Annotated in this window: 18 protein-coding genes; 8 read left to right on the top strand and 10 right to left on the bottom strand. The window is 56.4% G+C overall.

Features of this window, described 5'->3' with window-relative positions:
• Positions 1-13: 13 nt before the first annotated feature.
• Positions 14-262, top strand: a complete 249-nt coding sequence (locus BFV64_RS05555) for a DUF1158 domain-containing protein (protein WP_014882878.1) — start codon at positions 14-16, stop codon at positions 260-262.
• 57 nt (positions 263-319) lie between these two features.
• On the opposite strand, the gene BFV64_RS05550 is transcribed toward BFV64_RS05555, so the two are convergent.
• Complete coding sequence (locus tag BFV64_RS05550) at positions 320-661, bottom strand: RamA family antibiotic efflux transcriptional regulator (RefSeq protein WP_014882877.1); 342 nt, start codon at positions 659-661, stop codon at positions 320-322.
• Between the two features lie 32 nt (positions 662-693).
• Positions 694-1,797 carry a RomA family MBL fold metallo-hydrolase gene (locus BFV64_RS05545; protein ID WP_023332301.1) on the bottom strand — a complete coding sequence of 368 codons (1,104 nt, stop codon included), beginning with the start codon at positions 1,795-1,797 and terminating at the stop codon, positions 694-696.
• Positions 1,798-1,987: 190 nt separating this feature from the next.
• Here BFV64_RS05545 and BFV64_RS05540 point away from each other — a divergent pair, with 190 nt between their 5' ends.
• The 3 genes from BFV64_RS05540 to nfsB all read left to right on the top strand — a co-directional run bounded on the left by BFV64_RS05540 (position 1,988) and on the right by nfsB (position 3,710).
• On the top strand, positions 1,988-2,578 hold the full coding sequence (locus BFV64_RS05540; protein WP_014882875.1) for a TetR/AcrR family transcriptional regulator: 591 nt from the start codon (positions 1,988-1,990) through the stop codon (positions 2,576-2,578).
• Complete coding sequence (locus tag BFV64_RS05535; RefSeq protein ID WP_014882874.1) at positions 2,568-2,936, top strand: MmcQ/YjbR family DNA-binding protein; 369 nt, start codon at positions 2,568-2,570, stop codon at positions 2,934-2,936. Before BFV64_RS05540 ends, BFV64_RS05535 begins: the two co-directional genes overlap by 11 nt.
• A 120-nt stretch (positions 2,937-3,056) precedes the next feature.
• Positions 3,057-3,710 (top strand): oxygen-insensitive NAD(P)H nitroreductase, encoded by a 654-nt coding sequence (gene nfsB, locus BFV64_RS05530; protein ID WP_014882873.1) that lies wholly within the window; start codon positions 3,057-3,059, stop codon positions 3,708-3,710.
• Between the two features lie 27 nt (positions 3,711-3,737).
• Here nfsB and BFV64_RS05525 read toward each other — a convergent pair whose 3' ends face one another.
• The gene (locus BFV64_RS05525; RefSeq protein WP_235611137.1) at positions 3,738-4,328 is read right to left on the bottom strand and encodes a hypothetical protein; all 591 of its coding nucleotides are present in this window, start codon (positions 4,326-4,328) and stop codon (positions 3,738-3,740) included.
• Between the two features lie 165 nt (positions 4,329-4,493).
• On the bottom strand, positions 4,494-5,363 hold the full coding sequence (locus BFV64_RS05520) for a helix-turn-helix transcriptional regulator (protein ID WP_059372456.1): 870 nt from the start codon (positions 5,361-5,363) through the stop codon (positions 4,494-4,496).
• Between the two features lie 107 nt (positions 5,364-5,470).
• On the opposite strand from BFV64_RS05520, the gene BFV64_RS05515 reads away from it, so the two are divergent.
• A complete protein-coding gene (locus BFV64_RS05515) occupies positions 5,471-6,907 on the top strand; it encodes an MFS transporter (RefSeq protein WP_059372453.1) in 1,437 nt (478 codons plus the stop codon).
• A 66-nt stretch (positions 6,908-6,973) separates the two neighbouring features.
• The gene (locus tag BFV64_RS05510; protein WP_014882869.1) at positions 6,974-8,218 is read left to right on the top strand and encodes a mechanosensitive ion channel family protein; all 1,245 of its coding nucleotides are present in this window, start codon (positions 6,974-6,976) and stop codon (positions 8,216-8,218) included.
• On the opposite strand, the gene BFV64_RS05505 is transcribed toward BFV64_RS05510, so the two are convergent.
• From BFV64_RS05505 to BFV64_RS05490, 4 genes are all read right to left on the bottom strand, one after another.
• The gene (locus tag BFV64_RS05505) at positions 8,219-9,190 is read right to left on the bottom strand and encodes a LacI family DNA-binding transcriptional regulator (protein WP_047626963.1); all 972 of its coding nucleotides are present in this window, start codon (positions 9,188-9,190) and stop codon (positions 8,219-8,221) included.
• Positions 9,191-9,265: 75 nt separating this feature from the next.
• Complete coding sequence (locus BFV64_RS05500) at positions 9,266-10,408, bottom strand: Gfo/Idh/MocA family protein (protein WP_069601793.1); 1,143 nt, start codon at positions 10,406-10,408, stop codon at positions 9,266-9,268.
• The gene (locus BFV64_RS05495; protein WP_059372448.1) at positions 10,401-11,426 is read right to left on the bottom strand and encodes a sugar phosphate isomerase/epimerase family protein; all 1,026 of its coding nucleotides are present in this window, start codon (positions 11,424-11,426) and stop codon (positions 10,401-10,403) included. Before BFV64_RS05495 ends, BFV64_RS05500 begins: the two co-directional genes overlap by 8 nt.
• Positions 11,427-11,441: 15 nt before the next feature.
• The gene (locus BFV64_RS05490) at positions 11,442-12,677 is read right to left on the bottom strand and encodes an MFS transporter (RefSeq protein WP_023332295.1); all 1,236 of its coding nucleotides are present in this window, start codon (positions 12,675-12,677) and stop codon (positions 11,442-11,444) included.
• A 205-nt stretch (positions 12,678-12,882) separates the two neighbouring features.
• Here BFV64_RS05490 and BFV64_RS05485 point away from each other — a divergent pair, with 205 nt between their 5' ends.
• Together BFV64_RS05485 and BFV64_RS05480 are read left to right on the top strand one after the other, a co-directional pair.
• Positions 12,883-13,245 (top strand): type II toxin-antitoxin system RelE/ParE family toxin, encoded by a 363-nt coding sequence (locus BFV64_RS05485; protein ID WP_023332294.1) that lies wholly within the window; start codon positions 12,883-12,885, stop codon positions 13,243-13,245.
• Positions 13,233-13,532 carry a helix-turn-helix domain-containing protein gene (locus BFV64_RS05480; protein ID WP_069601792.1) on the top strand — a complete coding sequence of 100 codons (300 nt, stop codon included), beginning with the start codon at positions 13,233-13,235 and terminating at the stop codon, positions 13,530-13,532. Before BFV64_RS05485 ends, BFV64_RS05480 begins: the two co-directional genes overlap by 13 nt.
• Before the next feature lie 110 nt (positions 13,533-13,642).
• Here the strand turns inward: BFV64_RS05480 and pheP are convergent, their stop codons facing one another.
• Both pheP and BFV64_RS05470 read right to left on the bottom strand, forming a co-directional pair.
• Complete coding sequence (gene pheP, locus BFV64_RS05475) at positions 13,643-15,031, bottom strand: phenylalanine transporter (RefSeq protein ID WP_023332293.1); 1,389 nt, start codon at positions 15,029-15,031, stop codon at positions 13,643-13,645.
• 102 nt (positions 15,032-15,133) lie between these two features.
• Positions 15,134-17,107 carry a PhoX family protein gene (locus tag BFV64_RS05470; RefSeq protein WP_023332292.1) on the bottom strand — a complete coding sequence of 658 codons (1,974 nt, stop codon included), beginning with the start codon at positions 17,105-17,107 and terminating at the stop codon, positions 15,134-15,136.
• Between the last annotated feature and the right edge of the window lie 122 nt (positions 17,108-17,229).

Raw genomic sequence — 17,229 nt, 5'->3', positions numbered from 1 at the left:
GATTAACATTACGATGAAACACCCGTTAGAATCGCTGCTGACTGCCGGGGGCATTTTATTACTGGCGCTGATCTCTTGCCTGCTGTTACCCGCGCCGTCGCTGGGCCTGGTGCTGGCGCAAAAGCTGATGACGACCTTTCACATGGTCGATCTGAACCAGCTTTACACCATTTTGTTTTGCGTGTGGTTTTTACTGCTTGGCGCTATCGAATTCGTCGTGCTGCGTTTCGTCTGGCGCCGCTGGTTTTCACTGGCGTCATGAATGCATAAAAAAAGCCGGGTAGCAGCTTCGCCTTACCCGGCCTGTGTGTTGTCAGTTTCAGTGCGTCCGACTATGGTTTTCCTTGCGGTACGCCCCTGGCGGCTGATGGAAGGTGCGGGTAAAGATGCGCGTGAACGTCTGCTGCGATTCAAACCCGTAGCGCAGGCAGATCTCATAAACGCGCTCGTCCGATTCACGCAGATCCCGCGCCGCCAGCAGCAGCTTGCGTTCGCGAATATAGCGCCCCAGGCTTTCACCTTTATACTGCATAAACAGCCGCTGCAAATGCCATTTGGAGTAACCCGCATGGCGGGCAATGTCTTCAATGCGTAACGGCTGGTGCAGGTTGTCGTCGATCCATTCGACGATCGTATCAATGACTTGAGCGGAAATGGTCATACTGCTCTCCCCTTCTGCTTCTTGCTTAAACATTATTCCCACCACTGACGAAAAGTTTGTGTGGTATCACTCACCCGAACGGGCTCGCCCAGTTCCGGCGTGAGCAGTCGATAGTTTTTATCCTTGCTGGCTTTTGCCAGCTGGATCAGTGGGTCGTTCCAGGTGTGTTTTGCCAGCACAAAACGACCGTTATGCCCCGGCACCACCGCCTTTGCATTCAGGTCGACCGACGCCTGAGCCGTCTCCTCTGGCAGCATGTGGATGTACTTCCAGTCCTGGTCATACTGGCCGTTTTCCATGATGGCTAAATCCACATCACCAAACTGCTCGCCGATTGCCTTAAAGTGCGGGCCGTAGCCAGAATCTCCGCTGTAGTAGATCTTCTGCTCTGGGGTGACAAACATAAAGCTGCCCCACAGCGTCTGGTCACGTTTAATGCCTCGCCCGGAGAAGTGACGCGCGGGCAACAGGTGAACCGTCAGCGCATCGCTGATGTGTACCGACTGGTTCCAGTCGCGTTCGTCGATAATCTCTGGCTTCATCCCCCAGTAGCGCAGGTGTGACCCTACCCCAAGCGGCGTCACCACGCGTTTCACCTTCGGCAATAACGCCCTGATGGTGGCGTAATCCAGGTGGTCGTAGTGATCGTGAGAGATAATCAGCAGGTCGATCTCCGGCATGCTCGCCGCGCGCCACGGATACTCCCCCGCAAAGGCTTTATTGAGAAACGAAAACGGCGCGGCATAGTTACCAAGGACCGGGTCGATCAGGATGCGTTTTCCCGCCAGCTGCAGATACCAGGAGGAGTGGCCGAGCCACACCAGCGTGTCCTGCTCCAGCGGCAGGCTCGCCAGATCGGTTTTCACCAGCGGCAGCGGCTGAGCCGGGCGGGCGTTTTCGGTTTTACGGGTCAGAAATTGCCACCACGCCACCAGCATATTTTGTTGGCCGGTAAAGCCAGGCGTCGGGAGCGTATTGTGGAATTTCCCCTCGTAGTAGTGCGGAGACGCTTCCACTTCCGTGAGCTGCGCACCCTGCGGTGGCTGGCCAAAACCGGCATTCAGAACAAACGGTAAACTCGCAGCTGAAGCAATAATCATGACGAACACCACGCAGATGAAGAGAGTTTTTTTCATATCCTGACCCGAAAACGCGAGCCATCCGATGGTTTGCGTGGGGTAAACTTGATTATGAGTGAGTAAGCACTCATTATAGATATGATGAGAAAGTCGTCAAGACGTTTTCGATCTTTGACATTCCGCGTTGCAGCGTGTCAAAGCACGTGTTTCAATCGGGGTTTTTATCAGTGAAAGGGGGAAAAATTTAGTGGCACGTCCGAAGAGTGAAGATAAAAAACAGGCCTTACTGGACGCCGCAACGGCGGCATTTGCACAGTCAGGTATTGCCGCCTCAACGGCGCTCATTGCCCGTAAGGCGGGTGTCGCCGAAGGCACCCTGTTCCGCTACTTTGCTACCAAAGACGATCTGCTGAATGCCCTCTATCTGCACCTGAAGCAGGATCTCTGCCAGACCATGCTGGCGAACCTCGATCGCACCATCACGCTGCCGAAAGAACATACCCGCAATATCTGGAACAGCTATGTGGACTGGGGGATTCGTAACCCCGTGGCGCATGCGGCTATTCGCCAGATTGGGGTCAGTGAAAAGCTGAGCGCCGAAACGGAAATGGCGGTGAAAGAGATGTTCCCGGAACTGCATGAACTATGCCGTCGTTCGGTGCGCCCGGTGTTTATGTCGGATGAATTCAAAACGTTTGGCGATGCGCTGTTTTTATCGCTGGCCGAAAGCACGATGGAGTTTGCCACCCGCGATCCGTCCCGCGCCGTCGATTTTAAAGCCCTGGGTTTTGAAGTCATGTGGCGCGGACTGGCTCAGGAGGAGAGCGATGGACAGTAAATCCTTGCAGGAACACGCGAAGCGCGTCGCGCTGGAGATGCCTTTTACCGAACACTGCTGGCCGTTCGGCCCGGAGTACGACGTCTTCAAGGTCGGCGGGAAAATTTTCATGCTGATGGCAACCGCACACGGACGGCCGCACGTTAGCCTGAAATCCGATCCGGAAACGTCGCTGTTAAATCAGCAGATCTACCGGGGCGTTGAGCCTGGTTACCATCTGAATAAAAAACACTGGATTTCCCTTTACGGCACCGAGGACATCACCCCGGAACTGGTTGCCGACCTGATTGCAGATTCCTGGAATCTGGTCGTTGATAAACTGCCGAAGAAAGACCAGAAGTGGATACGCCCTGCCTGATTGTTCGTCTGAGACGAACAGATTAAGCGCTCGAAATGCACTTATCTTTTGCCGCTTTGCGCGGTAATCTGCTCTCCTTTCGCGCCCGCGTACGGGCGAATTTCATTACCAGGAGTAGTTATGGATATCATTTCTGTCGCCCTGAAACGCCACTCCACCAAGGCGTTCGACCCGACTAAAAAACTGACCGCTGAAGAAGCAGAAAAAATCAAAACCCTGCTGCAGTACAGCCCGTCCAGCACCAACTCCCAGCCGTGGCACTTTATTGTGGCCAGCACCGAGGAAGGTAAAGCGCGCGTGGCGAAATCCGCCGCAGGGACCTATGTGTTCAACGAACGCAAAATGCTGGACGCCTCTCACGTGGTGGTGTTCTGCGCGAAAACCGCGATGGACGATGCCTGGCTTGAGCGCGTCGTGGATCAGGAAGAAGCCGATGGTCGTTTTAACACGCCAGAAGCCAAAGCCGCGAACCATAAGGGCCGGACTTACTTCGCCGATATGCACCGTGTGGATCTGAAAGATGATGACCAGTGGATGGCGAAACAGGTTTACCTGAACGTCGGTAATTTCCTGCTGGGCGTGGGTGCCATGGGTCTGGATGCAGTGCCAATCGAAGGTTTCGATGCCGCGATCCTCGACGAAGAGTTTGGCCTGAAAGAGAAAGGCTTCACCAGCGTAGTGGTGGTGCCGGTTGGCCATCACAGCGTGGAAGATTTCAACGCCACGCTGCCGAAGTCTCGCCTGCCGCTGAGCACGATTGTGACCGAGTGCTAATCCCGACGGGCCGCCGCGCGCGGCCCGTTACGTTTTACTGATGACCAGTCTGCGATGAGGATGGACATCACGATCGTTTCCCCAGGCAAAAGCAATCCAGCGTTCTTCCAGTTCAGCGTATGAACTCACTGGTGTTAATTCCCACTCTGCGCCTACCGTACCGTCCGCCACGCTTATCTGGTAATTCATGCTGAACGCCCAGTCTATCATCCGCAACCAAAACCGCTGCCCGTCTCCCGTTTGCTCGCTGTCTGAGACCACGATATCGTATTCGCTGAGCACCCACTGAAAGAAAAGTTGTGGCAACCCGCTGATAACGGATTGATGGACCGCGCGGGGCGTACGCCAGACCATCACTTGCGTGGCGGCACCGTGAGGAGAGGTAATTTCTTTATGAAACGTCAGCTTCACGGCATATGCCGTATAAGGCTTACCGTCGTCGGTAGTCACGAGACGGTATTCATCGCTATAGCGCGACTTCAGAAGCCGATACCCCACAGGCAACAAAAAACCTGGCAGATGAAAATCCACCGTGCCCCGCAACAGAAACGCTTCAGTATGTTCAACGTTTTGAGTGATAAGCCCAAGTTTTTGGCTAAATTCTGCGGAATCAATCATCAGTGGCGACATCGGTGGTTTCTCATCGCGTAAGTATAGTCCACTTCACTACTCATCTAAATGATGTAGATTCAGCAGGTTGGTCTCATTCAGACCTTATCTTACGCAATGTGAACCGACACGGCAGGATCCGTGCTGATTCCTTGAAAACGTCTCGCAAAAAAATTATTTAGCCTGTTCCGCCAGCCATGCCATCGCCCTCTCCCCCGCCTCGTCCACCGGTAAATAGACCAGCAGCCGCGACCCGTTTCGCGGTGCGGAGTACCAGTACATCTGCTGCAGCGTAAAATCCCCCAGCTCGGGATGGGTAAACAGCTTGAGCTGGTTCTCCACGCCGCGCACGTCGTTGCGCTGGTGCCACAGCGTTTTGAACTCCTCAGACACCGCAAAGAAGCGCGCCAGTTTGGCTTCCCACAGCGGGTCGCCCCGGTGCTCGGCCATCGCCGCGCGGAAATAGGAGACAAAAATCGGCAGTACATCGTCGCGTCTGCCGAGCCGCGCGCGCCACGCGGGATGGGTGAGAAACAGGTAAATACAGTTGCGGTCCTCCGGCGGGATTGCATTGAAATCAACGCCCATCAGATGCCCAAAACTGTCGTTCCACGCCACGATATCGAAATTGGGTTTCTGGATGCTGGCAGGTTTTGGCATCAGCGTATCCAGCAGGCGACGCGTGCCTTCGCTGATCCCCTCGCAGCAGACCGCCTGCGGTGCTTCGCCCGGCGGCAAACCGGCGAGCACGAAAAGATGCCGGGCTTCGGTCGGAGTACACTGCAGGGCTTTCGCTAAGGCTGCCATCACCGCGCTGGACGGATTGACGTCCCTGCCCTGCTCAAGCCAGGTATACCAGGTCACACCCACGTCGGCGAGCATCGCCACCTCTTCGCGGCGCAGACCCGGCGTGCGGCGGCGTCCGCTGCGCGGCAAACCGAGACGCTGCGGATCGAGGCTTTCACGCCGGGCGCGTAAAAATGCGCCCAGCTGTTTTCGCGTGTCATCCTGAAGTGAGGCGACGGGTTCAGACATCAACGCCATAAATCCCCCTGCATGGTAGTGCCAGTACCAGTATAAGCAAGAACTGGTACCCGTTTATCAGATAGTTGATGCTACGACCATCTGATGAATGACGCAATGGAGTTACCATGAATACGTCAGTTGTTTCACCGGGTCGCGCAGGCCTGATATTGCTGTTAACCGGCCAGATGCTACCCATGATTGATACCTCAATCACTAACGTGGCGCTGGACGCCATTACCCATTCACTGCACGCTACCGCCACCGAGCTGGAGCTGATTGTCGCGCTTTATGGCGTGGCGTTTGCCGTCTGCCTCGCGCTCGGCAGCAAGCTGGGAGATAATCTTGGCCGCCGTCGCCTGTTTATGTGGGGTGTGGCAATCTTTGGCCTGGCCTCGCTGCTGTGCGGAATGGCGGGGAACATTGAACAACTGCTGGCCGCGCGTATTGTTCAGGGGGCGGGTGCCGCCCTGATCATGCCGCAAATTCTTGCCACGCTGCACGTCACGTTAAAAGGCACCGCCCACGCGAAGGCGATTAGCCTGTTCGGCGGCATTGGGGGGATTGCGTTTATCGTCGGCCAGATGGGCGGCGGCTGGCTGGTATCGGCGGATATCGCCGGACTGGGCTGGCGTAACGCCTTCTTTATTAACGTCCCCATCTGCCTGGTGGTGCTGGCGCTGAGCCGTCGCTACGTGCCGGAAACCCACCGTGAAACGCCGTCGCGCATCGACTGGACAGGGACCGTCTTGCTGGCCATCATGCTCTGCTGTCTGCTGTTCCCGATGGCGCTCGGCCCACAGTGGCACTGGCCGTGGTCGCTAAAGGTTATGCTTCTCGCCATTATTCCGCTGGCCTGGCTGATGGCACAGAATGCGCGCAAAAAAGAGCGTGGAAATGCCCATCCGCTGATCCCACCGCGTCTGCTTCAGCTCCGCAGCGTTCGCTTTGGCATCGTAATTGCGCTGCTCTTTTTCAGCGTCTGGTCCGGGTTTATGTTCTGTATGGCGCTGACCATGCAAACGGGTCTGGGAATGGCGCCGTGGCAGTCCGGGAACAGTTTTATCGCCCTCGGGGTGACCTATTTTATCTCCGCGTGGTTCGCGCCGCGGCTGATTGCGCGCTACAGCACCAGCACGATTCTGCTCACCGGCCTGGCAATCCAGATAATCGGCCTGCTGGCGCTGATCGCCACGTTCCGCTACTGGGGAGTGCAAAATACGGCGCTGACGCTGGCGCCAGCCACCGGGCTGGTAGGCTACGGTCAGGCGCTGATTGTGAACAGCTTCTACCGCATCGGGATGCGCGATATTCAGCCTGAGGACGCAGGGGCCGCCAGCGCCATCTTAAGCACCCTGCAGCAGGCCGCGCTGGGGCTTGGCCCGGCCATTTTCGGGGCGATTTTGCTGCACGGGCTGCAACATCATCACGGGGATTACGCCCAGGCGATTAACCTTTTCCTGACGGTGGAAACCGGCCTGATGGTCATCCTGGCGCTGGCAACGCTGCGCATCCGCCATCGGCTGTGTTTACCCGTCGTGAAGGTCTGCCAGGCCAGCAAATAAGCCTGAGGTATTTGCATAATAGATCCGCAGCCGCCATTATGGGGCTGCATCAATACAGGAGACGTTATGCAGGAATTAATTGCTCAGGTTGAAGAGTTAGGCATTGAAATTAATCACACCACCTCTTTAGTGATTATCTTTGGTATTATTTTTCTTACTGCCATCATCGTTCATTTTATTCTGCACAAAGTCGTGCTGCGCGCATTCGAGAAACGCGCCCGGGCCAGCAGCCATTTATGGTTGCAGATTATTACCCAGAATAAATTATTTCACCGTCTGGCATTTACCCTTCAGGGGATAATCGTCAACGTTCAGGCCGTTCTCTGGCTGCAAAAAGGGAGCGAAGCGGCAGAAATGCTCACCACCTGCGCGAAGCTGTGGGTGATGGTGTATGCCCTGCTCTCCTTCTTCTCGCTGCTGGACGTCATATTCAATCTTTCGCAGAAAATGGCGACCGCCTCACAGCTGCCGCTGAAAGGGATCTTCCAGGGCATCAAGCTGGTGAGCGCGATTCTGGTGGGGATCTTAATTATCTCTCTGCTGATCGGTCAGTCACCGGCCATTTTGATTAGCGGCCTGGGTGCTATGGCCGCCGTTCTGATGCTGGTCTTTAAAGACCCGATACTGGGACTGGTCGCCGGGATCCAGCTTTCCGCCAACGACATGCTCAAGCTTGGCGACTGGCTGGAGATGCCGAAATACGGTGCCAACGGCACGGTTACGGACATCGGCCTGACCACCGTTAAAGTGCGCAACTTCGATAACACCATCACCACGATCCCAACGTGGGCGCTGGTCTCTGACGCCTTTATCAACTGGAGCGGCATGTCGGCCTCCGGCGGCCGACGCATTAAGCGCAGCCTGAATATCGATACCACCAGCATTCACTTCCTGGACGAGCAGGAGCAGCAGAAGCTGATTCAGGCGAAACTGCTCAAGCCCTATCTGGCCGCGCGACATGAGGAAATTAGCCTGTGGAATCAGAAAAATGGCGAAGGTGAATCGGTATTAGACCTGCGCAAAATGACAAATATTGGTACCTTCCGCGCCTACCTGAATGAATATCTGCGTAACCACCCGCGCATTCGCAAAGATATGACGTTAATGGTGCGTCAGCTGGCACCGGATGCCAACGGCCTGCCGATTGAAATATACGCTTTCACCAACACGGTGATCTGGGCAGAATATGAGGAGATTCAGGCTGACATCTTCGATCATATTTTTGCGGTGGTGGAGGAGTTTGGTTTGCGTATTCATCAGTCACCTACCGGGAACGATATTCGCTCCCTGGCAGGGGTTATAGCGCAATAATCAGGTACTGGCGCGGGAAATAAAGCGCCAGTCCATCATCACTCTTTCCGTGGGCGCCTCGGGGTTGTCGATTTTATTTAAGAGCAGGTCGACCGCCTTGCGCCCGATATCCCGCGACGGCTGTTCGATGGTGGTCAGCGAAATCATGTCCGCCAGCTCGGTGCCGTCAAATCCCACAACAGCAATATCCTCCGGCACCCGCAGCCCGGCCTGCTGAATGGCGCGCAGCGCGCCCGCCGCCAGCGTATCGGAGACGGCAAACACCGCATCCGGTGGATTATCCTGCAACAGATTTTGCATCGCCACCATCCCGGCGCGGAAGCTAAGATCGCTGGCGTATTCAACCGCCTGATACTCCAGATCTTTGAGGTGGATCACGCTCTTATAGCCGCGCTCGCGCAGACGGGCATATTTATAGCTCAGGTCGTGGTTGATCATCGCGATGCGTTTGCGTCCACCGTCGGCAAGCTGGCTGACGGCATGCTGCGACGCATCAACGTCGTTAATCCCCACGCAGGAAACCGCGCCGGCATCGGCATATTCGGCACACTGCACCCACGGTGCGGAGCCAATCAGCGCGGCCAGTTCCGGCAGCTTTGAGAAAGCGTCCATGGTGATAATGCCGTCGACGATTTTGCCCGACAGCAGGCTTAAGCCCGAACGGGAACGTTCGATGTCCGACCCGGAGTTACACAGCAGGATCCGATAGCCGTTTATCTCCGCCTCTTCTTCAATGCCCTTCACCACTTCGGCGCAGAACGGGTTGGCAATGTTTGAGACCATCACCAGGATCATATAGCTCCGGGCAGTACGTAACTGACGGGCCAGTAAATTAGGCTGGTAGTTGCTCTCTTTGATGGCCTGCAGGACGCGCTCGCGGTTTTTTGCCTTCACGGTGTCGCTGTTATTGAGCACGCGGGAGACCGTTGCCACGGAGACCCCGGCCAGCTGAGCGATTTTCTGAATTGACATAGCGACGACACATCCTGCGGTTAGCGTTTTGTGCAGGCTACCATAAATTTGTTGCCCGGCGAACCGGGCAACACGTCATTGCGCCACGCGTACCCAACGCTGCTGCTGATGGCTTTTCACTATGGCATCAATGATATACATCACGTTTGCGCCATCGTGGAAGGTCGCAAACTGCGGCGCCTCCGGCATCGCTCCCGCCCGCACGGCGCGGTAGAACTGCATCATCATATTTTTAAAGGCGTCAGGCCAGCCTTCGATGTGCCCGCCGGGGAAGTGTGCGCTGCTGGCCACGTCAGGGTTCATCAGGCCTGGATCATCGGTGAGCGTCTGATTTGCCAGCGCGCGATGGCCGATCCACAGCTGTTGCGGCACCTCCTGATCCCACGCCACTGACTGCTCGCTGCCGTTAATCTCAAACGTCAGGCGATTTTTACGCCCGGCGCTCACCTGCGAGACGCTAAAGCAACCTTTGCTGCCATCGTCAAAGCGGAACAGCACTGAGCCAAAGTCTTCGGTACTGACCGGTGTGTTGGTATACGCCGCCGCCTCATCGTGGGAGAAAGTCTGATGACCGCCCATGCTGGCCTTACGCGTCGGCCAGACGATGGAGAGATCGGCCATGACCTCGGTAATGCGCCTGCCGGTCACAAATTGCACCGTATCGCACCAGTGGGAGCCGATATCCGCCACCGCGCGCGAAGCCCCGCCAAGCGCGGCATCCACCCGCCAGTTGTAGTCGGTTTCCAGCAGCATCCAGTCCTGTAAATAACTGCCGTGTGAGGCGAATAGCCGCCCGAGGCTACCCGCGCGCATCATGCTTTCCGCCTGGCGCACCATCGCAAACTGGCGATAGACAAAGCTCACGCCGTGCACCACGCCAGCCTGCTCCGCCCGCGCCACCAGGTCACGCGCCTCGTCCGACGTCATGCAGAGCGGTTTTTCAGAAAAGACATGTTTTCCCGCGCGCAGGATCTGACGGTTAATCTCCGCATGCAGATGATTGGGCATGCAGTTGTGCACCACGTGCAGGTCAGGAAGTGCGAGGAGTTCCGCCACGCTGGCGCAGGCGTGGGGCACGTTAAGCTGGCGTGCTTTTTCCTGCGCGTTGGCAAGCGTGCCGTCGCAGAGCGCCACCACCTGCACAAACCCGAGACGCCGCAGCGCCTCGATATGCGCCGGGCCGATAAACCCGCTGCCGACAATCCCGACGTTAATCATGGCTGCCCCCTGCCGCGAAGTCATCAAACGCACGCCCGGATACGGGGATGATGTGGCGGCGGATAAACTCGCTTCCCTCACTTGCGCCGGTATCACCATCTTTCAGGCAGCACTCCCACTCCAGCACCGCCCAGCCGTCATAATCGTACTGGGTCAGCTTGCTGAAAATGCCTTTGAAGCCGATCTGTCCGTCGCCGAGCGAACGGAAGCGCCCGGCGCGGTTGATCCACGGCTGGTAACCACCGTACACGCCGCTGCGCCCATTAGGACGGAACTCGGCATCTTTGACGTGGAAGGCTTTGATGCGCGCGTGGTAAATGTCGATGAAGGTCAGGTAATCCATCTGCTGTAACAGCATGTGGCTCGGGTCGTAAAGGATATTGCAGCGCGGGTGATTATCCAGAAGCGCCAGAAAACGCTCGAAGCTCACGCCGTCGTGCAAGTCTTCGCCCGGATGCAACTCAAAACAGACGTCCACGCCCTGTTCGTCAAAGGTATCCAGAATCGGTCGCCAGCGATTTGCCAGCTCCTCGAATGCCGCCTGAAAACGCTGCTCGTTATGCGGCGGCCATGGATAGAAAAACGGCCACGCCAGCGAGCCGGAGAAGGTGGCGTGCGCTTTCAGGCCGAGTCTGGCTGAGGCGACTGCCGCCTGCTTTAGCTTTTCCGTTGCCCATGCCCGGCGAGCTGCATCATTACCGCGCACGGCGGCGGGGGCGAAGTGGTCAAACGCGTCGCTGTAGACCTCGTTTACCGCCACAAGCTGCCCCTCCAGATGGGTCGACAGCTCGCTGATGACCAGCCCGTGCGCGCCCAGCTTGCCGGTAATGTCATCGCAGTAGGCCTGGCTCTCTGCCGCTTTTTCGACATCAAAAATGTGCGGATGATTGCAGGGGATCTGCACCGCTTTGTAACCCTTCGCCGCCGCCCAGCCTGCCAGTCCGTCGAGCGTGTTGAACGGCGCTTTCTCGCCAATAAATTGCGACAGAAAAATGCCCGGTCCTTTCATCGTCCTCATAGCCCCTCCTGAACATTACGCCTTGTCATCGTCATACCTGAACGTGAGAAGGAAAATCAGCGCGATCGCCGCGGCAGCCACCGCCGGGATCCACCAGAATGTCACCCATGCCTGCGGCACGGTCTGCCCGGCCACCAGACGGTTATAAAGCGCGCCGGAAATCTGAGAGCCCAGCAGCATGCCGATGCCGTAGGTGAACATGACAATCATGCTTTGCGCCTGTCCTTTCACCTTTTCACCCGCCACGCGGTCGGTGTAGATAAAGCCGACGACGAAGAAGAAATCGTAGCAGACGCCGTGCAGCAGAATCCCCAGGTACAACAGGATGCGTCCTTCCTCGCTGACGCCCAGCGCGAACATGGCATAACGCACGAACCACGCCAGCATGCCGATCAGCAGCATGACTTTCACCCCCAGACGGCGGAACAGCAGCGGAATGACCAGCATGAAGAAGATCTCTGACATCTGCCCGAAGGACATGGCGGTGCTGACGTCTGCAATACCGGCATCCGCCAGATACGAGGCGGTATAGGCGTAATAGGTGCCAAGCGGGACGGAGATCAGCATCGCGCAGACGGAGAAGACAAAGAAATGGCGGGTTTTGAGTAGCGCAAAGGCATCGGCACAAAAGAGATCGCGCACCTGCACCGGTAGCCCTTTCGCTGGCGCTGGCGTGTGCGGCAGCGTCAGGCTGTAGAGTGCGAGAAGCAGGGAGCTGGCTGCCGCCACCTGAAAAATGGTGACGCTGGACGCCACGCCGGTCACGCCGATGAAAATTCCCGCCACGATCCAGCCGATGGTGCCGAACACGCGCACCACCGGGAAAGTTTTATCCACGTTCGCCAGGCTGTGAAATGCGATGTTGTTGGTCAGCGCCAGCGTTGGCATATAGCAGAGCGTGTAACCAAACAGCAGGCCAATCAGCAGCGCGCCGTTTTCGGCAATCAGCGCCCCCGGCACAAACCAAAGGATTGCCGCGCCCGCCAGGTGCATCACCGCCATCACCTTCTGCGAGGCAAAGAAACGATCCACCAGCATGCCGAGCACAAACGGCGAGAGAATGGAGGCGATGGGCCCGGCGGAGAACGCATCGCCAATTAACAGAGACATGTTGTGCCGGGTCATCACCAGGCCAAGCGTGACTGACCAGCTACCCCAGATGAAAAACTGCAGAAACATCATCAACGACAGACGCGGCACCAGCAGCCGGTGCTGTGTTATCGCCTTTTCACTACTTTCAGTTGACACCATGATAAGCCTCACCCGGAAAAAGTAATCGATTACAAATGACAGCAAATAAAAAGTAATCGATTACAAAATAAAGATCCTGTGGATCGAAACAGAATTGGGAGGGGGGTCACGATAAAGGTCGATGTATGACAAAACGAGGCGTTCTGATTGTCACTATAGCCTACAGGCTATAAAATAATATAGCGAGGAAGCTAAAGGAGAAACGATGTGGAATGTCGAGACAACGGACAGATTTGATCAATGGTACTTCGAACAAACAACAGCATTAAAAGAAGATGTGCTAGCGATGATGCATATTCTTGCTGAGTTTGGCCCAACGCTTGGGCGGCCATACGTAGATACCGTGAAGGCTTCAGCCTATGCGAACATGAAGGAATTACGGATTCAACATGCGGGAAATCCCATCAGAGCTTTTTTTGCTTTTGATCCTGACCGTAAGGCAATTGTGCTCTGTGCTGGAGACAAAACCGGTTGCAATCAAAAACGGTTTTATAACGAAATGATTACGCTGGCTGACGTTGAGTACAGCAGACATCTGGCGGATAAGGAGGCCATATGGCAACGCTAAAAGAACTCATGGCACAACAGAGCGCGGAAAGTCAGGAGCGTATTGCGGCTAAAGTTGATGTAATACGAAGAATTGTTGCCCTGAACCAACTGCGGGAAGAGCTCAATATTTCGCAGACAGAACTGGCCGCGGCAATGGGGGTAAAACAACCCACTGTGGCAAAAATCGAACAGCTGGGAAACGATCCCCGGCTTTCAACACTCAAACGCTATGTCAGTGCGCTCGGCGGTGAAATGAGCATTGATGTGACGTTACCGAATGGGAAACGAATAGCGTTTCAGATTTGATATTGCACATTCAAAGCCGGGTAGCGGCTTCGCCTGACCCGGCCTACAAAATAATAACGGCCCAGAACATGTAGGCCCGGTAAGCGCAGCGCCACCGGGCGAAAAACGTGCTACTTTTTACGGGATAATTTAAACGCAATAAACAGGAACACCACCCACACTGGCAGCAGCATCGCTGAGAGACGCATCTCATCCATCGTGCACATCAGCACCAGAATCAGCCCCAGGAACGCGATACAGATATAGTTCCCTGCCGGGTAGAGCAGCGCTTTAAACTGCGTCTCGCGTCCCTTGCGTCGCATCGCCGCACGAAAGCGCAGGTGCGCCAGGCAGATCATGATCCAGTTCAGCAGCAGCGTGGCGACAACCAGCGCCATCAGCAGGCCAAATGCCGCTTTCGGCAGCAGGTAGTTGATCAGCACCACTAATGACGTAATCGCGCCGGAAAGGAACAAGGAATTAATCGGCACACCGCGACGGCTGACGCGGGTCAGGAACTTCGGCGCGTTCCCCTGTACGGAAAGGCCAAACAGCATACGGCTGTTGGAGTAAACGCCACTGTTATAGACCGAAAGCGACGCCACCAGAATGACGAAGTTCAGCGCCGACGCCACCACATTGCTGTTCAGATCGTGGAAAATCATCACGAACGGACTGCTGTCAGATTTCACTTCCACCCATGGATAGAGCGCCAGCAGAACCACCAGCGAGCCGATGTAAAACAGCAGAATACGGTACACCACCTGGTTGACCGCTTTTGGGATACTTTTATGCGGGTCGCGCGCTTCGGCAGCAGTAATACCAATCAGCTCCAGCCCGCCGAAGGAGAACATGATCACCGCCAGAGAGAGAACCAGTCCTTTCCAGCCGGTTGCCAGAAAGCCGCCGTGCTGCCAGAGGTTATCAATGGTTGCCCGCTCGCCGCCATGACCGGAGAACAGCAGCCACAGGCCAAAGCCGATCATCCCGATAATCGCCAGTACCTTGATCAGCGCAAACCAGAACTCGGTTTCGCCATACAGGCGCACATTGATGAGGTTAACGGCATTAATGATGATGAAAAAGGCCGCCGCCCAGATCCACGTCGGGACATCCGGGAGCCAGTACTGCATGTAGATGCCTGCGGCGGTCAGTTCGGCCATCCCCACCAGCACGAACATCACCCAGTAGTTCCAGCCGGAGAGGAAGCCTGCAAACGGGCCCCAGTATTTGTAAGCAAAGTGTGCGAAGGAGCCTGACACCGGCTCTTCAACGACCATTTCGCCGAGCTGGCGCATGATCAGGAAGGCGATAATCCCGGCGATGCCGTATCCCAGCAGTACTGCAGGGCCAGCCATTTGAATGGCGGGGCCGATGCCGAGAAACAACCCGGTACCAATCGCGCCGCCGAGGGCAATTAACTGAATATGTCGATTTTGCAAACCACGTTGCAGCGTCGGATTCTGATCCGACGAGGCTTCAGCGCTACCATGGCCTGAAGCGGATGACGCGTCTTTCACGCCCTACCCCTGTCTCTTTTTTAGAAGGGGCACGTTTTAACACTTCATGCTGGTGGTAGCAAGTTTAACGCCGGGCCAGCGCATGCGCCCGGCGGATTAACGTCACGACCCGATGATCCCGCCGTCCGCTTTGACGATCACCACCGTTGACGAACGCGGGCGTCCGTTCGGGCTGGCGTCCGGCCAGTTAGAGACGGCACGCGGATTGGCCGGGTCGGTAATGTCATCCCCGCCCTCTCCCGGATGCTGAATATTGATAAACAGCGTCCGGTTGTCCGGCGTAAACGCAATACCGGTGATTTCACACCCACGCGGGCCCGTCAGGAAACGACGAAACTCATTGCTGCCCGGAATGGTGGCCACCATCTGGTTATTGCCCATCCCCTCATACGCTTTTTTGTTGATCGTGCTGGAAGAGACGTCGGTCTGGATCCACAGAACGCCCTGATGATCGAACGACAGACCATCCGGGCTGCCGAATGCCGCCCCCTGCATAGAGCCTTTGGCCTTCGGATCGTCGCTGTCTGTGCGCCCGCCCATGACCAGAATATCCCATTTAAAGCGTGCGGCGGCAGGATCGGCCCCCTCTTCGTGCCAATGCATAATATGACCAAACACGTTATTAGCACGCGGGTTGGCGGCATCGACCGGGGCTTTCCCCTCTTTACCGCGATCGCTGTTGTTGGTGAGCGTACAGTAGACGCTGCCGCTGGCGTGCGGATCCACGGCTATCCACTCCGGGCGATCCATTTTCGTCGCCCCCACCACGTCAGCCGCCAGGCGGGTTTTAATCAGCAGATCGCCCTGGTTTTCAAAACCGTGGCTTTTATCCAGGCCATTCTGCCCGAAGATCAGCGGCAGCCAGTCGCCGCTTCCCTCTTCGTTGAACCTGGCAACATACAGCGTGCCCGAGGTCAGCAGTTGCATATTGGCCTCACGGTTCGCAGGATCGTATTTTTTGTCAGAGACGAATTTATAAATGTACTCAAACTTCTGATCGTCCCCCATATAGACCACCACGCGATTATCGGCGGAGAGCGTAACGGCGGCCCCCTCGTGCTTGAAGCGGCCAAGTGCGGTGTGCTTGCGCGGTGTGGAGGTCGGGTCGTAGGGGTCAATCTCTACCACCCAGCCGAATCGGTTAGGCTCGTTAGGCGTTTTATCGACGCTAAACCGCTCATCCACCTCGTTCCAGCGGTAAGATTCGTCGCTGTCGCTGATGCCATAGCGCTTTTCCAGCGGATTGAGATCGGTTTTTTTCACGAAAATATCCGACCAGTTCTCCTCGCAGGTGAGATAGGTGCCCCACGGCGTATGGCCGTTGGCGCAGTTTTGCATGGTGCCCAGCACGCGCTCCCCCTGCGGGTCGGCGGCGGTTTTCATCAGGGGCTGATGCCGCGCCGGGCCGGTAAGCTGCATCGGCGTATTGACGGTGATACGGCGGGCATAAGAAGACGGGCGAACCACCTCCCAGCCGCTGCCCGTTTTTTTCACTTCCACCACCGACACGCCCATCGCGTTCTGCCCCTTACGGGCTTTGTCGAGGTTCCAGTTCGCCATACCGTCCGTAAACAGCATCCCGTTATCGATGTATTCATGGTTCAGCGCCAGCAGACCATGTTCCGGGTTTTGCTCCCCCTGCGGCAGGCTAAACCACGCCATACCGTCGTGGTGCATCCCCGCCTGCACGGCCTGTTCGTCGGTCGTGTTGCTGGCATCCGGCTTAAATGCCGGCATGTGGTCTTTGATGCCCGTCGGGTCACCCCAGCGATAAAACGGGCGGGCAATATAACCTTCCGGCACCCTCACCGTATCGTCCGTGGAAACGGGAATACTGGTAAACCCAAGCGACACCGCTTTTGCCAGCGCGGACGGCTTCGATACCGCGGCAATGGCGCTATCAGGTTTGATCAAAAAGGGAAAGGAAACGGCAGCACCCGCCACGGCGCCCATCTGGAGAAAACGACGGCGGGAGAGGAAAACCTCTGCAACCTCGGAGAAAACCGGATTAGCGCTGCGGTTAGTGATGTCGTCGCGATGTTCTTTTTTAAAAACGGATTTGAGGGGTCTGCCCATAGCGGCTTCCTGTCATTGGCCAAGAGGTAAGGAGTTGGCGAACAGTGTAAGAAGCTTTTGTTACAATTTTATAACAGGATAACGGCGGGATTGGGGCGTCCCTGCCCCGGATAACGAGGTGG

This window comes from Enterobacter kobei (assembly GCF_001729765.1).
Classification (GTDB): Bacteria; Pseudomonadota; Gammaproteobacteria; order Enterobacterales; family Enterobacteriaceae; genus Enterobacter; species Enterobacter kobei.
This window is presented reverse-complemented; position numbering and strand designations above follow the sequence as displayed.

Coding starts and splice junctions, on each gene's coding strand:
- BFV64_RS05485 (WP_023332294.1), top strand. CDS start 12,883: ATGTGGAATGTCGAGACAACGGACAGATTTGATCAATGGTACTTCGAA.
- BFV64_RS05500 (WP_069601793.1), bottom strand. CDS start 10,408: ATGATTAACGTCGGGATTGTCGGCAGCGGGTTTATCGGCCCGGCGCAT.
- BFV64_RS05545 (WP_023332301.1), bottom strand. CDS start 1,797: ATGAAAAAAACTCTCTTCATCTGCGTGGTGTTCGTCATGATTATTGCT.
- BFV64_RS05470 (WP_023332292.1), bottom strand. CDS start 17,107: ATGGGCAGACCCCTCAAATCCGTTTTTAAAAAAGAACATCGCGACGAC.
- BFV64_RS05515 (WP_059372453.1), top strand. CDS start 5,471: ATGAATACGTCAGTTGTTTCACCGGGTCGCGCAGGCCTGATATTGCTG.
- nfsB (WP_014882873.1), top strand. CDS start 3,057: ATGGATATCATTTCTGTCGCCCTGAAACGCCACTCCACCAAGGCGTTC.
- BFV64_RS05505 (WP_047626963.1), bottom strand. CDS start 9,190: ATGTCAATTCAGAAAATCGCTCAGCTGGCCGGGGTCTCCGTGGCAACG.
- BFV64_RS05525 (WP_235611137.1), bottom strand. CDS start 4,328: ATGATTGATTCCGCAGAATTTAGCCAAAAACTTGGGCTTATCACTCAA.
- BFV64_RS05520 (WP_059372456.1), bottom strand. CDS start 5,363: ATGGCGTTGATGTCTGAACCCGTCGCCTCACTTCAGGATGACACGCGA.
- BFV64_RS05550 (WP_014882877.1), bottom strand. CDS start 661: ATGACCATTTCCGCTCAAGTCATTGATACGATCGTCGAATGGATCGAC.
- BFV64_RS05495 (WP_059372448.1), bottom strand. CDS start 11,426: ATGAGGACGATGAAAGGACCGGGCATTTTTCTGTCGCAATTTATTGGC.
- BFV64_RS05510 (WP_014882869.1), top strand. CDS start 6,974: ATGCAGGAATTAATTGCTCAGGTTGAAGAGTTAGGCATTGAAATTAAT.
- BFV64_RS05490 (WP_023332295.1), bottom strand. CDS start 12,677: ATGGTGTCAACTGAAAGTAGTGAAAAGGCGATAACACAGCACCGGCTG.
- BFV64_RS05535 (WP_014882874.1), top strand. CDS start 2,568: ATGGACAGTAAATCCTTGCAGGAACACGCGAAGCGCGTCGCGCTGGAG.
- BFV64_RS05480 (WP_069601792.1), top strand. CDS start 13,233: ATGGCAACGCTAAAAGAACTCATGGCACAACAGAGCGCGGAAAGTCAG.
- BFV64_RS05555 (WP_014882878.1), top strand. CDS start 14: ATGAAACACCCGTTAGAATCGCTGCTGACTGCCGGGGGCATTTTATTA.